Source organism: Actinoallomurus acanthiterrae (assembly GCF_054775715.1).
On the sequence record NZ_BAAHCO010000001.1, the window covers coordinates 12,524,131 to 12,537,687 of the forward strand.

General features: G+C 72.3%; 12 protein-coding genes and 2 pseudogenes. 7 read left to right on the plus strand and 7 right to left on the minus strand.

Translation table 11 applies throughout. From position 1 onward, the window contains the following. Window positions 1-5: 5 nt before the first annotated feature. Both ACYVF7_RS59195 and ACYVF7_RS59200 read right to left on the minus strand, forming a co-directional pair. A complete protein-coding gene (locus tag ACYVF7_RS59195; protein ID WP_460357628.1) occupies window positions 6-689 on the minus strand; it encodes a response regulator transcription factor in 684 nt (227 codons plus the stop codon). A 108-nt stretch (window positions 690-797) separates the two neighbouring features. Then, window positions 798-1,394, minus strand: a complete 597-nt coding sequence (locus ACYVF7_RS59200; RefSeq protein WP_460357631.1) for an HD domain-containing protein — start codon at window positions 1,392-1,394, stop codon at window positions 798-800. A gap of 191 nt (window positions 1,395-1,585) precedes the next feature. On the opposite strand from ACYVF7_RS59200, the gene ACYVF7_RS59205 reads away from it, so the two are divergent. From ACYVF7_RS59205 to ACYVF7_RS59230, 6 genes and pseudogenes are all read left to right on the plus strand, one after another. Continuing rightward, a complete protein-coding gene (locus ACYVF7_RS59205; RefSeq protein WP_460357634.1) occupies window positions 1,586-1,999 on the plus strand; it encodes a hypothetical protein in 414 nt (137 codons plus the stop codon). A gap of 99 nt (window positions 2,000-2,098) precedes the next feature. Beyond that, entirely contained in the window at window positions 2,099-3,274 is a 1,176-nt protein-coding gene (locus ACYVF7_RS59210) for an MGDG synthase family glycosyltransferase (RefSeq protein ID WP_460357636.1), read from the plus strand. A 130-nt stretch (window positions 3,275-3,404) separates the two neighbouring features. Continuing rightward, entirely contained in the window at window positions 3,405-4,124 is a 720-nt protein-coding gene (locus ACYVF7_RS59215) for a polysaccharide deacetylase family protein (protein ID WP_460357638.1), read from the plus strand. Between the two features lie 175 nt (window positions 4,125-4,299). Then, a pseudogene (locus ACYVF7_RS59220) lies at window positions 4,300-4,506 on the plus strand (sigma factor); the annotation flags it as partial. 131 nt (window positions 4,507-4,637) lie between these two features. After that, a pseudogene (locus ACYVF7_RS59225) lies at window positions 4,638-4,832 on the plus strand (sigma factor-like helix-turn-helix DNA-binding protein); the annotation flags it as partial. Beyond that, window positions 4,829-6,034, plus strand: coding sequence for a CU044_5270 family protein (locus ACYVF7_RS59230; RefSeq protein ID WP_460357640.1), 1,206 nt, complete (start codon window positions 4,829-4,831; stop codon window positions 6,032-6,034). The pseudogene ACYVF7_RS59225 and the gene ACYVF7_RS59230, both read left to right, overlap by 4 nt. Before the next feature lie 161 nt (window positions 6,035-6,195). On the opposite strand, the gene ACYVF7_RS59235 is transcribed toward ACYVF7_RS59230, so the two are convergent. Genes ACYVF7_RS59235 through ACYVF7_RS59250 form a run of 4 tightly spaced genes read right to left on the minus strand, consistent with a single transcriptional unit; the run spans window position 6,196 to window position 12,336 of the window. Beyond that, a complete protein-coding gene (locus tag ACYVF7_RS59235) occupies window positions 6,196-8,958 on the minus strand; it encodes a DUF5682 family protein (protein WP_460357643.1) in 2,763 nt (920 codons plus the stop codon). Next, window positions 8,955-10,073, minus strand: coding sequence for an ATP-binding protein (locus tag ACYVF7_RS59240; RefSeq protein ID WP_460357645.1), 1,119 nt, complete (start codon window positions 10,071-10,073; stop codon window positions 8,955-8,957). The genes ACYVF7_RS59235 and ACYVF7_RS59240 overlap by 4 nt, the downstream gene beginning before the upstream one ends. 11 nt (window positions 10,074-10,084) lie before the next feature. Further along, complete coding sequence (locus tag ACYVF7_RS59245) at window positions 10,085-11,368, minus strand: vWA domain-containing protein (RefSeq protein WP_460357648.1); 1,284 nt, start codon at window positions 11,366-11,368, stop codon at window positions 10,085-10,087. Beyond that, window positions 11,365-12,336: a hypothetical protein gene (locus ACYVF7_RS59250; protein ID WP_460357650.1), complete on the minus strand. Its 972-nt coding sequence runs from the start codon at window positions 12,334-12,336 to the stop codon at window positions 11,365-11,367. Before ACYVF7_RS59250 ends, ACYVF7_RS59245 begins: the two co-directional genes overlap by 4 nt. Between ACYVF7_RS59250 and ACYVF7_RS59255 the strand changes: the two genes are divergently transcribed. Further along, a complete protein-coding gene (locus ACYVF7_RS59255) occupies window positions 12,318-12,827 on the plus strand; it encodes a hypothetical protein (protein ID WP_460357653.1) in 510 nt (169 codons plus the stop codon). The two genes, ACYVF7_RS59250 and ACYVF7_RS59255, sit on opposite strands and share 19 nt — an antisense overlap. Here the strand turns inward: ACYVF7_RS59255 and ACYVF7_RS59260 are convergent. Next, the gene (locus tag ACYVF7_RS59260) at window positions 12,752-13,237 is read right to left on the minus strand and encodes a hypothetical protein (RefSeq protein WP_460357656.1); all 486 of its coding nucleotides are present in this window, start codon (window positions 13,235-13,237) and stop codon (window positions 12,752-12,754) included. The genes ACYVF7_RS59255 and ACYVF7_RS59260 overlap by 76 nt on opposite strands. Between the last annotated feature and the right edge of the window lie 320 nt (window positions 13,238-13,557).

Sequence of the window (13,557 nt, forward strand, 5' to 3'; positions counted from 1 at the left end):
GACGCTCACGAACCGACCTCCAACGCGTACCCGACGCTGTGGACGGTGCGGATGAGGTCCGCGCCGAGCTTGCGACGCAACGCCTTGATGTGGCTGTCCACCACGCGCGTCCCCGCCCCGTCGGCCCAGTCCCACACCTGCTCCAGCAGAACCGCCCGGGTCAGCACCGCGCCCGGCGTACGCGCGAGGCAGTCGAGCAGGTCGTACTCGGTGGGCGTCAGGTGCACGGGAACCCCGTCGACGGCGACCCTCCGGGCCGCCCGGTCGATCTCCAGCGGACCGAGTCGCAGCACGTCGCGGGCTGGAGCGGCGGCCAACTCGGCGGCGTGCTCGACCCGGCGCAGCAGGGCCCGGACGCGGGCCGTCAGCTCGCGCATGCTGAACGGCTTGGTCAGGTAGTCGTCGGCCCCCACCCCCAGCCCGACCAGCAGATCGGTCTCGTCGTCGCGCGCGGTCAGCATCAGTACGGGGACCGGCCGCTGCGCCTGGATGCGGCGGCAGACCTCAAGCCCGTCGAAGCCGGGCAGCATGAGGTCGAGGACGATCAGATCAGGCCGGTACTCCGTGAAGGCCGCCACGGCACCGGGCCCGTCGGCCACCGTTCGCGCCTCGAAGCCCTCGGCGGCCAGCCGGTCGGCGACCGCCTGCGCGATGGCGGGCTCATCCTCGACCACAAGGATCCGTTGCATGGCGGCGAGCCTAGGAGCCGCGCACGGAGATCCCACGGACGATATGTGGGGAATCTGTGAAGATCTCAGCCGCGGCTCATCGGCACCGCATGCGCGAGAACGAGCCGCCTACGCCCGAGCGTGTCCGTACTCGGCGACGAATGACGTGAGGTCGGGGACGCCGAAGGTCTCGCACATCGCCCGGAATCGCGTGACCTTGTCCGCGCCGAACCGCCGGACCCGGGTGGCGTAGGAGTCGGCCGTGACGAAGGTCGGCGGGTCGGTCTTGCTGTGGAACTTGTCGGCGTACATGACGAGCTCCTCCTCGGGTGTCTCCGCCACGTAGTCGGCGACCGGCAGGGGGAGTTCCTGGCGCCGGACGTCGTCGCGGGTGATGCCCATCCCGGTGTGGCAGGAGCAGAAGCGGCAGAGGACGTCGGGGAGCCCTTCGCCCTTCAGCAGTTCGTAGCCGAGGATCCCGTGCCGGATGTAGCCCGCCTCGTCGATGCGCCCGTCGCCGTCGTACAGGCGATAGACGCCGATGTCGTGCAGGCGGGCGCCGGCCCGTACGAGATCCGCGTCGACGTCCAGACCGCCGTCGGCCAGCAGTCGTTCCGCGATCCCGCAGACGATCTCACAGTGCGTGTGAACGAGGTCGAACGCCGCGGCGGTGGGCGCGTGCTTCTCGTGCAGCGCGCGGATCTCTTCGTCCGTCGGGAGCAGCATGCCGGGAGTCTAACGACGCCGCACTGTCCGCCCGTTTCCGCAGGCGGACGGGCTTCCTGGAGCAGGCGGTAGGACCGATGGTGAACCTGGTGCCACCCGAAGTCGGATGGCCGCATTACTGATCTCCGCTCCCGAAACGACGACGCTGATTCCGTGCCCGATCGAGCCGGGCACGGAAGGAGATCACCCCCATGGCCACCAGCGCGGCACCCGTCGAGCGGCACCTGACGGGCACCCCGTGGACGATCCGGCTCGGCCGGGCCGTCACGGAGCGGCCCGCGCTGGAGGTGTACGACGCGGAGACTCTCGTCGACGTCGTCGTACGGACGTCGGTGGCGCCGGAGATCCTGCGGGGCGCCCGGCGCGGCGTCTCCCACGGTCGCCCGTGCGCCGTCGCCTGGGGCCGGCTGCCGGCCGACGCGCCCCTCCCCGTGGTGCTCTTCACCGGCGGCCGATGGACCGGCCGGACGCACCGCGCCGAGGTGATCGCGATCGGCGGGTTCTGCTGGCTGGCCGTCGCGTACGGGCGGTTCACCAGCGTCGCGGTCGAACATCGCGGCACCCCGTACGGACGACTGCGCATCCGGAGCGGCCGCCGGCCGTGACGCTCGCCGCCGACGCGGAACGCGGCGGCGAGCGATCCCTTCCCCCTCCGGCCGACGCCGGCCGGAGTCCCATCGCGTCGAGATAGAAGGCACCAGGTCGTGAACACCTCCCTGATCCACTCCGGTACGAAACGGCACGTCACGATCGTGTCGGCGAGCGTCGGCGCCGGGCACGACGGCGCGGCGAGCGAGCTGGCCCGACGGCTCGGCGAAGCCGGGTTCTCCGTCGACCGCCACGACTTCGTCGACCTGTTCCCCGCCTCGCTCGGACGCCTCCTGCGGCAGTCGTACGCGCTGCAGCTGCGGGCCGCCCCGGAGAGCTGGGAGCGGTTGTTCACCGCGCTGGACCGGCGGCGGAACCTCGCGGCGGCGGTACGCGCCCTGAGCGGGCTGGCCGCCCGCCGTCTCGCCCGTACGGCGGCGGGCTCCGACGTCGTCGTCTCGACCTACCCCCTCGCCAGCCAGGCGCTGGGCCGCCTGCGGCGGCGGGGCGCGCTTCGGGTCCCGGTCGTCACGTACCTCACCGACATGTCCGTGCACCCCCTGTGGATAGCCGAAGGGGTCGACGCCCACCTGGCGCTGCACGCGACGACGGCGGCACAGGCGCGACGGCTCGGCGCGGCCGACGTCCGGGTGTGCGCGCCCGCCGTACGACCTGGGTTCCGGCCCGCCGCGTCCGTGCTCGAGCGGCAGGTGGCGCGGCTGCGCTTCGGCCTGCCGGACGCCGACCGCCTGGCCCTGGTGGTGGCGGGGTCGTGGGGGGCCGGCGACGTCGCGGCCACCGTGCGGGACGTGGCCGCGTCCGGGCTGGTCACGCCGGTCGTCGTGTGCGGACGCAACACGGCGCTGCGGGAGGAGCTCGCCCGCTCCGGCGTCGGCGTGCCCCTGGGCTGGGTCGAGGACATGCCGGCGTTGATGCGCGCCTGCGACGTCGTGGTCCAGAACGCCGGCGGCCTGTCCTCGCTCGAGGCGCTGGCGTCCGGCCTGCCCGTCATCAGCTACCGCTGCCTCCCGGGACACGGCCGGACGAACGCGGCCGCGCTGGAGGAGGCCGGCTGGGCGCCGTGGGCACGCCGGCCGGAGGAGCTGCCCGAGGCGTTGTTCGCGGCGCTGACCGGACCGCGCATGACGGAATCCCCCTGCGCCACCGACCCCGCGGCGATCGTCGCGGCCCTGGCGACCGGACGGATCGCCGCGTCGACCGGCCCGGACGCCGCCGCGACCGGACGGCCCGCGTCGAATGAGCTCGCCGAGATGACGGAGGCGACCCGATGAGCACCACACGCCCCGTCGCGACCGAACGACCCACGCCACAGCACCCCGCCGGGACAAGCGAGGCGACCCGTCCCACCCCGGCCGGACCACTCACGCCGCAGCACCCCGCCGAGATGACGGAGACGATCCGATGAGCACCACGCGCCTCGCCGCGACGGCGGCGGGTGTCCTCGCCGCCGCGCACGCCGTACCGGCCGTCACCTCGATCGGGCCGCTGCGCCGGCGGCTGTTCCCCGGGCTGTCCGGCGTCGGCGAGCCCGGTCATGTGGCGCTCACGTTCGACGACGGCCCGGACCCGCGTTCGACGCCGGCGTTCCTGGCCGCCTTGCGGGAGTACGAGGTCAAGGCCACCTTCTTCCTGCTCGGCCGGATGCTCGAGGCCGCCCCGGGCCTGGGGAAGGACCTCGCCGAGGCCGGGCACGAGATCGCCGTCCACGGGTGGGAGCACCGCTGCATGCTGCTGCGCGGGCCCGCGGCGACGTACGACGATCTGGCCAGGGCGATGGAGTGCATCGTCACGGTCACGGGGACGGTGCCGCGCTGGTACCGGCCGCCGTACGGGGTGCTGAGCTCTTCGGCGTTGCGGGCGGCGCGCCGGTTGGGCCTCACGCCGGTGCTGTGGACGAACTGGGGCCGGGACTGGACGCGCTCGGCCACCCCGGCCTCCGTCCTCGCGACGGTCACCCGCGACCTGGACGGCGGAGGGACCGTGCTCCTCCACGACTCCGACTGCACGTCGGCACCCGATTCGTGGAGGAACACGCTCGGCGCGCTGCCATCAATCCTGGACGAGATCACCGAGCGCGGCCTGTCGGTCGGCCCCCTACGCGATCACACCGTCGATCGATGAGGGCACCGGCCGCTTCCCCCGCCGCCGAGCGGGCGCCGGCCGTGGCCTGAGTTCCTCAGCCGCGGAGACACCGCGACTGGAAGAATCGCGCGACCGCGGAAACGTTCCGTCGCCGCACAACACATCGGGGTCACCGAAGCGTGTATCGCATGGAAACTCCAACGATGGAGGTGCGATGACCTTCGAGGAATTCGCGGTCGCGAAGCTGCCGGCGCTGCTGAGGTTCGCGGCGGTGCTGACCGGCGACCGTGCCCTCGCCGAAGACACTGTCCAGGAGGTGCTGATCCGCGCACACGGGCGTTGGAACAAGATCGGCGGCTTGGACCGGCCGGAACTTTACGTCCGCAAGATGGTGGTGAACGAGTTCCTGTCGTGGCGCCGCCGCTCCTGGCGCCTCGTCCCGGCCGGGCGCGGCACCGACATGGATGACCGCGCCAGCCCTGATCACGCCTCCGGCCTCGCGGAACGCGACGCTCTTCTCGCCGAGATCGGCAAGTTGCCGGGCGGCAGCGGGCGGTGCTCGCCCTCCGCTACTACGAGGGTCTCTCCGACGCCGAGATCGCCGAGGTGGTCGGCTGTAAGCCGGGCACCGTCCGCGGATACGCGTCTCGCGCGCTCGCCAGGCTTCGCGTGGAGCTGGAGACGAAGTCACAGCCGGGTTCCCGGGTTCATCGAAACGACATGCGGATCGAGGGAGCGGTCAAATGAGGACGGAAGACGATCTGCGTGCGGCACTCACCACCCTCGAGCGCCACGCGCCCGACCCCGACACGGTGCTGCGCGCCGTCCGCACGGCGGGTGAGCGCCGTCGCGGCCGGAGGCCCGCGCTGCGCTGGTGGCTGTCCGGCGTGACCACGGCCGGCGCGGTGGCCGCCGCGGCCGCCGTGTTCGCGATGAACGCGACCCCGGCAGGGCCCCCGCCGAGTGTGTTCCGCATGCCGGACGGCACCGAGGCCACGGCCGACGGCGACGTGGGTACGGCCAGGCAGATCCTGCTCGCGGCCGCCAAGACGGCCGCCAACTCGCCGCTGACGACCGGCCGTCACTGGAAAAAGTCCACGATCACCGGGAACTTCGTCCAGGTCGGTCCCTCCGACGGCCGGTACCTGATCATGGACCGGAGCCGCAACGAGACGTGGACCGCACGCTCGTCCGACGACCGCATGGTGTTCACGCAGCCGCTGGGGGCGCAGCTCGCCTCGACCAGGGACCGTGCGGCCTGGCGCCGTGACGGCTCCCCGACGGCGTGGGCGAGCGCCGGCGCGACCGGACTCGCGGGCCCACAGGGATTCACCGACGGCGGGAATCGGGTCACCACCGAGGCCGGCAAGCGGTCCATGCCGTTCGGCGAGAGTGGCCCCGGCGGCAAACCCTTCAGTGTGGGCGGCCGCAGCATGTCCGTCCAAGAGTTGCAGGCGCTCCCCACCGATCCGGCCCGCCTCGAGAAGCTGTTCCTCGATGCGCCGGAATACCAGCACAGGGAGGATGGTGACGCCGCGTCGTATCTCTTCCAGCGAGTCCCCGAGGTGCTCGCCATGCCGGTGACACGTCAGGTACGGTCGGCGCTCTACCGGATGCTCGCCGGCGTTTCCGGCGTACACAGCCTGGGACGGGTGCGGGACGTCGCCGGTCATGAAGGCATCGCGATCGCGGTGACCGGCGGGCACCGGCACTGCGGCGACCGGACGAAGGCGGATCCGGACGCTCGGCAGCCCTGGATCTACTCGTCGTGCACCGTCGAGCAGCGGCTCGTCATCAACCCGGCTACCGGTCTGCCGATCGCGCAGGAGCTGCGATACACGAAGCTGCCCGCCGGCTCCACGTGGTCGGCGCCGGGCGGACTGTTCTCCTACGAAATCTTCGAGTACGCCGGCTGGACCAACGCGAAGCCACCCGGATCCCAGGGCTGACGCGGCCGGTCGGTCGGCCCCGCCCTGATCACGGCGGGGCCGACCGTCGTCGTGGCCCCTCCGGCCTCCTACCTCGGGGCCCGGCTCAACGCTGAACAACTCCACGAGGCGCGTGGGGTCGCGACCTGACCACCGGCCGACCCCACACGACCACGTCCTCGCTACGCCGGCGTGAGGAGCGCCGCGACGGCGCGGGCGGTCTCGCCATGCTCGGCCAGCAGGGCGGTGACCTCGGGCCGGCCGGGCGAACTCGTCGCCGGTCGCCATCCGGCGTCGTGGCCGAGGAGCCCGGCCACGGCGTCGCACGCCGCCGGATGGCGGGCCACGAGCTCGGCGACGTCCCGCGCCGACGCGGGAACCGAAGCCGCCGTGTCGTACGGGCGCGGTGTCGCGGACCACGGAGGCACCCAGGCGTCGACGGCGGGCAACGTCGCGGGGAACGCGCGGCCCGCCTCCCGTACGAGCACCGGCACCAGTTCTGACGCCTGGGCCCGCAGTGTGGTGATCAGTTTGGGGAGCCAGGGGAGAAGCACCGGGTCCGGCAGCCGGGCGAACGCCTTGGACATCATCTCGACGACGACGGGCGCCAGGGACGGGGCGGGCTCGAGCGCCTGGACGAACCCGCTCAGGTAGAGCGGGATCGACGGGACGACGAGCGGGTTGGCCAGCAGCGCGTCGTACCGTGCGCGCAGCTCGGCGAGCGGCAGCACCCCGAGCTGCGTCTGCGCCGCCCACAGCAGCGCGACCTTGGCCGGCGCCTCCGGGTGCGACTGCTTGACGGCGAGTTCGAGCTGGGAGTGGTCACAGCCGAGCGACAGTGCGAGGCTCTCCATCCCGAACAGGAACCCGAGCATCGCCGCCACCTGGCGGACGCCGGTGTCCTCGTCCACGAAGGCGGTCGGCAGCAGCGTGCAGTAGTGCGCGTATCCGGCGGTGACGAAGCGTTCGCACCATTCCGGCAGCGCGGGCTCCGTGGCGCGGAAGTGGGCCAGCAGCCCGCGGATGCGGCGCAACACCTCCGGGGCGTCGTCCACCGTGCGCTCGCCGGCGAGGAGCTCGACCGCCCGATGCCCCAGGTCGTCGGCGACCCGCCGGCCGTTCAGGTGGAGGAGGGCGTCCTCCACGGCCGTCAGCGCGACCGCGGCCGTCGCCTTCGGGTCCGCGACGGCCCGGCGCAGCCGCTGTTCCAGCACCTGTTCGACGGTGACGCCCTCGTACCCGAGCTCGACGATCGACCGCTGGTTACGGCCGATCGCCAGGTCCCAGCTCTCCTGGATCGGGCGTTCGCCGAGCCGGCGCGCGCCCATGATGGGGCGTACCGCGCCCTCCGGCAGCAGGCGGCGCAGCACCCAGAGCAGGTCGGAGCATGGCCGCAGCTCCGGGTTCGCGTCGAGGTCGAGCAGGGCCCGCTGGATCGTGCGCTTGGCCAGGTCGAGCCCGAGCGGCTCAAGCCGGTCGAGCACGTCGCGGGCCAGCGGCGGAAGCGACTCGTAGCCGACCTGCCCGATCCGGTCGCCGCCGAGCAGGATCTCGCACAGGCGCCGTACGTCGCGGCGGCCCGGCACGACGTCCTTCTCGATGCAGGTGACCGCCGCGTCCTGGAAGTCGTACGGGGTCGGCCGTGCCCGCCCGCGCAGGCCCGCCAGCAGGATCGACGTCTCGAACACCGCGATGGCGTCGGCCGTGCTCGCGAGGTAGCCGTTGCGGCGGGCGAGGCGGACGATGTCGACGCACCAGCCGAGGAGCTCGTCCTCGTCGAGACCGTCCAGGGCGGGTGGCCGTTCCAGGAAGCCGGACAGCCGGTCGGCGACCGGCTCGGCCGCCGGGCGGGCACGGACGGCCTTCGGCGGCTTTGACTCGCCCTTCTGACCCTTGAGCCGGAACGGCGTGACGCCGCCGCGTTTGAGCGCCTTCGCCCAGGTCGCCGAGGCGACCGACACCGACCCGGGGGCCAGCCCGAACTGCGCCTCGATCGCGGAGTGGCTCGAGGGGATGAGGCCGTACTGCCAGCGGGTCGCCGAACGGGGGCTGATCTCGTACGGCGCCTCCGCGCGCAGTCCGAACTGCTCGACCCGGCTGGCCGCGTGGAAGGCGCCGCAGACGTACAGGCAGCGCTCCGGGTCGGCCCCCGACGCGGCGAGGTGCTCGCGCATCCGGGTCCACATGTAGCGCTCGCGGTCCTCGTCGCGGTCGTTCCGCGCGTCCTCGTCGGGGCGGAGCCTCCGGAAGAGGCTGCCGACCATGACCATGACCTGCCGGTACGTGTCGTAGTCGGCACCGGTCAGCGGCTGCTCGACGTACTGGTCCCACCACTCGGACCAGTGCCGCACCTTGCCGTGGTGCAGCAGGTACGCCTCGAGCTCGGCGAAGCGGGGACGCAGATCGCCGATCTCGATGCCGACGGCGTCGCCGTGCAGGGCCGCGTCCTCGTCGCTCGTGGGCTCCGCGGATGCGCGCGGCTCCCACTGGAACACGTGGTCGGTGGATCGGTCGACCAGGACGAGCTCGACGCCGGGAGTGTCGAGGGCGTACGCGATGGCCTGGTACTCGGCCGATGCCTCGGTGATCGGCGCCACGACGCTGAGCGGCGCCCAGGCCACCGGAAAGTCGTCGAGCTCGCTCGCGAACGACTGCAGCGCGACCGGCAGCCGGCAGTTGCGGAGCTCGTCGAGGAGCGGCCGCAGGTCCTCGCACAGCTCGAGGTAGATGACCGTGGGCCGCTTCTCGCGCAGCCTGCGTGCCATCGCCAGGGCCGAGGCGGGCGAGTGATGGCAGACCGGGAAGATCTCCAGCTCCTCGCGCAGCGCCCGGTCGACGTCGCCGACCATGCCGGCGAGGATGTCGGGGACCGCGCCCGCGCCGAACACTCCGGCCGCGTCGAGCAGCCGCTCCCGGAGCGCCCCGAACGGCCCGAGGTCACTCATGAGAGCGTGCCCAGGGCCTGCCGGCCGCCCTCGAGGAAGCCCTGCCAGGGCGCGCCGTCGTCCTGCTTGCTGCGCGGCTCGATCACCCCGTGCCAGAACTTGTTGAGGATCGCCAGGTCCTCCGGGCTGCGGCGGGCGAGCGAGCCGACCAGCGAGCTCGCGAGCGTCTCCGCGCGCAGCGAACGGTCGCCGAAGAACTGACTGTGCAGGATGGCGTCCTCCAGCACGCCGATCTGCTCGGCCGTGGACAGCGCCGACTCCAGCTTCTCGTCGTCGCTGGTGGCCGAGGCCGCCGCAGCGCGCAGGTCGGCGAAGCTCTGCAGCAGGATGTCCAGCAGCGCGGGCGGCACGTCCAGCTCGATCCGGTGCCGGCGCAGCAGCTCGGTCGTACGGAAGCGGACGATCTCCGCCTCGCTGCGCTTGCTCGTCACCACCGGGATGCGGACGAAGTTGAACCGCCGCTTGAGCGCGGACGACAGGTCGTTCACGCCCCGGTCGCGGCTGTTGGCCGTGGCGATGATCGAGAATCCCGGCTTGGCGAAGACGATGTTGTCGTCGTCGAGCTCGGGGATCGAGACGTACTTCTCGGACAGGATGGAGATCAGCGCGTCCTGCACGTCGCTCGTCGACCGCGTCAGCTCCTCGAACCGCCCGATCACCCCCTGCTCCATCGCCGTCATGATCGGCGACGGGATCATGGACTGGCGGGACTGGCCCTTGGCGATCACCATCGAGACGTTCCACGAGTACTTGATGTGGTCCTCGGTGGTGCCGGCCGTCCCCTGCACGACCAGCGTCGAGTTACGGCAGATCGCCGCCGACAGGAGCTCGGCGAGCCAGCTCTTGCCGGTGCCGGGATCGCCGATCAGCAGCAGGCCGCGGTCGGAGGCGAGGGTCACGATGCTCCGCTCGACGAAGCTCCGGTCACCGAACCACTTCTGCGGAATCTCCCGGTCGAGCCCGTCGGACGGCTCGGAGCCCAGGACGAACAGCCGGACCATGCGCGGGCTCAGCCGCCAGGAGAACGGCTTGGGCCCGTCGTCGACGGACTCCAGCCAGTCGAGCTCCTCGGCGTACTTGACCTCGGCCGGGGCGCGCAGCATCTCATCGGTCATCGTTCGTACTCCTAGTCCAGGAAGTTCTTCAGTTCGAAGACGAGCTTGCGGATGTGTCCCGCGATGACGGGCGTGCCGAGAGACTTGAAGCGCTGGCGGAACCAGGGGTTCACACTCTCGTGCCCGGAGCTGTTCACCGAGCCGACCGGGATGAACTTCACCCCGGAGCGGTGCACCGCCTGGATGCCGTCGAACAGCGGCTGCGACCGGTCGAACTCGTAGAAGTCGGAGATCCACACCATCACGGTGTTGCGCGGATCGGTGATCTTCGGGCGGGCCATGGCCATGGCGACGGGCCCGTCGTTGCCGCCGCCGAGCTTCGTCCGCAGCAGCACCTCGAACGGGTCGTGCACCCAGGGCGTCAGGTCGAGCGCCCGCGTGTCGTACGCGATCAGGTGGACGTCGACCTTGGGCAGGCCCGCGAAGATCGACGCCAGGATCGTGCAGTTCACCATCGAGTCGACCATCGACCCGGACTGGTCGACGACCACGATCATGCGGGCGGGCGTGGTGCGCTTGGCCGTCTGCCGGTAGAAGAGCCGGTCGACGTACAGCCGCTCCTCGTCGGGGTCCCAGTTGGTGAGGTTCTTCCAGATGGTTCGGTCGAGGTCGAGGTTGCGGAAGACCCGCTTCGGCGGCACCGACCGGTCGATCGTGCCCGCGCTGGTCTGCTGGACCTGGGTGCGCAGCACCTCGGCGACCTCGTCGACGTAGCGGCGGATCAGCGCCTTGGCGTTGGCCAGCGCCACGCCCGAGAGGTTCGCCTTGTCGCGCAGCAGCTGCTCGATGAGGGACATGCTCGGCGTCAGCTGGCGGGCCAGCGCCGGATCGGCCAGCACCTCGCGCAGCCGCATCCGGCTGACGAGGTCGCCCTCGATCCCCGACAGCACACCGGACAGCTCCCCCGCGCCCTCGCCCCCACACGCCCGCTTGAGCCATCCGGCATCCCGCTGCCAGTCGGCCAGCTGCGTCGCGGTCACACTGCCGGATCCGGTCGCCATGACGTTGAGCAGCAGCTTGGAGACGAGCGCGGCCCGGCGTACCCGCTGATCGTCGTCTCCGGGAGCCATCAGGCCCTCGAGCTCGCCGGCCAGGTCGGGGAAGCGCTGGACGAGGTTGTCCACCGACACCGAAGGGTCGAGCAGCGCGGACGGCAGCCCGATGTCGTCGACGATCGCCACGCTCGCGGCCTCCAGCGCGGGCTGCTCCTCGTGGTCGAACATCCGGGCCAGGAGCCGCCAGTAGAGGACCTGCCGCCGGTTCTCGTCCGCGGTTTCAGCGGTGTGCTCGCTCATTTCCGCAGCAGCCTTCCCGCGCGTTCCCGCAGTACGGCGACCGCGTCGCCGGCCTTCGCCTCGGCCTTGACGACCTTCGGATCGGTCGGGCCGAGCGCCCAGTCGCCGGTGTGCGCCTCCACGGCCTTGCGCTTCACCGTCGCCTGCACCGCGAGCGGCTGCAGCAGCCACCGGCCACCGTCCCAGCGGAGCAGGCCGATGCACGCCGACGACGCGGCCACCAGCTCCGGTGTCACCGGGCCGCAGCCCGGCAGCCGGTCCAGGTCGACGGTCAGGGCCTTCCCGTCCAGGTCGAGCGTGTCGCCGTCCACGGTGTACCCCTCCAGCAGGACGGGCTCGGCGATGCGGACGGGGTGCCGGTCGAGAGGAGGCGCGGCCGGCGCGAGCGCGTCCGCGAGCCTGAGCCGGGCCGTCGCGAACGGCTCGGCCGGCTCCCCGAGTGTGGCCTGGCCGTCCCGCCACAGCAGGTCGCCGCCCGGCGTGACGGGCAGGTCCGCGAGCTCCACACTCCGGCGCTCGGCCAGCGCCTTCAACAGCACCGGATGCCCGTCCAACAGCCGCCACAACGTCGGGCCGACGATCGTGTCGACCTTCGCCGCGGCGACGCTCGCCCGTACGAGCCGGGGCTCGGAGCCGTCGGCGGGCTCGAGGATCGCGTGCACCTGGATCTGAACGACGGTGCCGTGCTCATGGACGTCGACCCCGAGCGGCAGGAACCGTCCCGATACCACGCCGACGGCCTCTGCCGCGCTCTGGGCGCCGGGCTGCGCGAGCAGCAGGGCGCGCGCCCACAGGTCGGCCCAGCGCCGGGCGGGCACCCGGTCCATGGTCGCGACCGGGCACGAGGCGCGCAGCTCCGCGGCCAGCCCGTCGAGCAGGACCGCGAGCCGCGCCGGCCGGGCTCGGCGAGCAGCGCGGAGATGGCCTGGTCGGAGGCCGACACCAAGTCGTGGTCGACTCCCCGCCACCCGGCGATGGCCAGCTCCTGCAGCCAGGACCGGGCGGCCCCGAGCGGCCCGTCGGCCGCCGACGCGGACGACGTCCCGTCCCACGACTCTCTCGTACGGCCGAGCGCGGAGTCGAGACGGTCGAGTTGTGCGTCGTGCACCGCCCCGACCAGCGCCGTACGGGCGCCGGCGAGCACCGCCAACCGCTCATCTCCGATCGAACCCGCCGCGACCTTCTCCACGGCCTCGCCCACCGCCGGCCCGAGCGGAGTCTCGGCCAGTGCCCCGGCCACGGCCGCGAGATGCCCGGCGTGCCGCTCATCCAGCCGGGCGAATCCGTACACGAGAGCCGCGTCGAATCCGGCCACCAGATCCAGGGTCTCCTCGACCCCCGGCACCGCGCCGTCGAGCAGGGCCGCCAGCTGCACACCGAGCATCAGCGCACCGCCCCCATCGCCGGGAACCAGTGCAGCTCGTCGATGGGCTCCGTGGTGTCCGGGAGCTCCAGGTAGGCCAGGTGCCGCAGGAAGCGGCTGAACACCACGGCGGCCGGCGCGGGCTCCGGCGAACCGTCCAGCGCACTGATCAGATCCTCGCCCTCGCCCACGTCCACCCGCAGGTACCGGGCGACGCGGTCCAGGCCGTACTGCAGCACCGCCTCGTCGACGAGCGCCCGCAGGTGCTTGCACGGCGCGCCGTGCAGCCCGCCACAGGGCCGGTTGTTGTTCGTGCCACAGCTGTAGCCGTGGGCGCGCGCGGCGATCGACGAGACGTAGACGCGGGCGATGTCCGACCCGCTGGACACGACGCCCTGCAGCCGCCCGTCCGCGAGCTCGACGAACGGTACCTTCGCCAGCTTCCGCGGCCGGACCGGCGGGACGACCCGTACGACGCTCCGCCGCTCCCACTCTTCCTCGGTCATCGCCGGCGCCCTTCCACCCGCGCCCGGCACGGCCGATCGCAGACCGGCGACCCGTCCCAGAACAGGCCCGGGGACTGCGTCACCGCCCAACCCGTACGCGCGCCTTCGCGCCGGCCGGAGACAGGGTTCGACATGGGGGAAGCCTCTCTTCTCGGGGACCCGCGAGGAGAGCATGGCCGACCCCGCCGACATTTCCCGGCACCCCGACGGCGGGGGCCGAAAGTGTCGGTGGCAGGTGCGATGATCATGCCCATGGTGGCCGGTGAGGCGTGTCCTGCGGGTGGTGAACCGTACGGGGAGCGGGCGCGTCGACGATGGCC

Coding starts and splice junctions, on each gene's coding strand:
- ACYVF7_RS59205 (WP_460357634.1), top strand. CDS start 1,586: ATGGCCACCAGCGCGGCACCCGTCGAGCGGCACCTGACGGGCACCCCG.
- ACYVF7_RS59260 (WP_460357656.1), bottom strand. CDS start 13,237: ATGACCGAGGAAGAGTGGGAGCGGCGGAGCGTCGTACGGGTCGTCCCG.
- ACYVF7_RS59240 (WP_460357645.1), bottom strand. CDS start 10,073: ATGACCGATGAGATGCTGCGCGCCCCGGCCGAGGTCAAGTACGCCGAG.
- ACYVF7_RS59245 (WP_460357648.1), bottom strand. CDS start 11,368: ATGAGCGAGCACACCGCTGAAACCGCGGACGAGAACCGGCGGCAGGTC.
- ACYVF7_RS59235 (WP_460357643.1), bottom strand. CDS start 8,958: ATGAGTGACCTCGGGCCGTTCGGGGCGCTCCGGGAGCGGCTGCTCGAC.
- ACYVF7_RS59230 (WP_460357640.1), top strand. CDS start 4,829: ATGAGGACGGAAGACGATCTGCGTGCGGCACTCACCACCCTCGAGCGC.
- ACYVF7_RS59200 (WP_460357631.1), bottom strand. CDS start 1,394: ATGCTGCTCCCGACGGACGAAGAGATCCGCGCGCTGCACGAGAAGCAC.
- ACYVF7_RS59195 (WP_460357628.1), bottom strand. CDS start 689: ATGCAACGGATCCTTGTGGTCGAGGATGAGCCCGCCATCGCGCAGGCG.
- ACYVF7_RS59215 (WP_460357638.1), top strand. CDS start 3,405: ATGAGCACCACGCGCCTCGCCGCGACGGCGGCGGGTGTCCTCGCCGCC.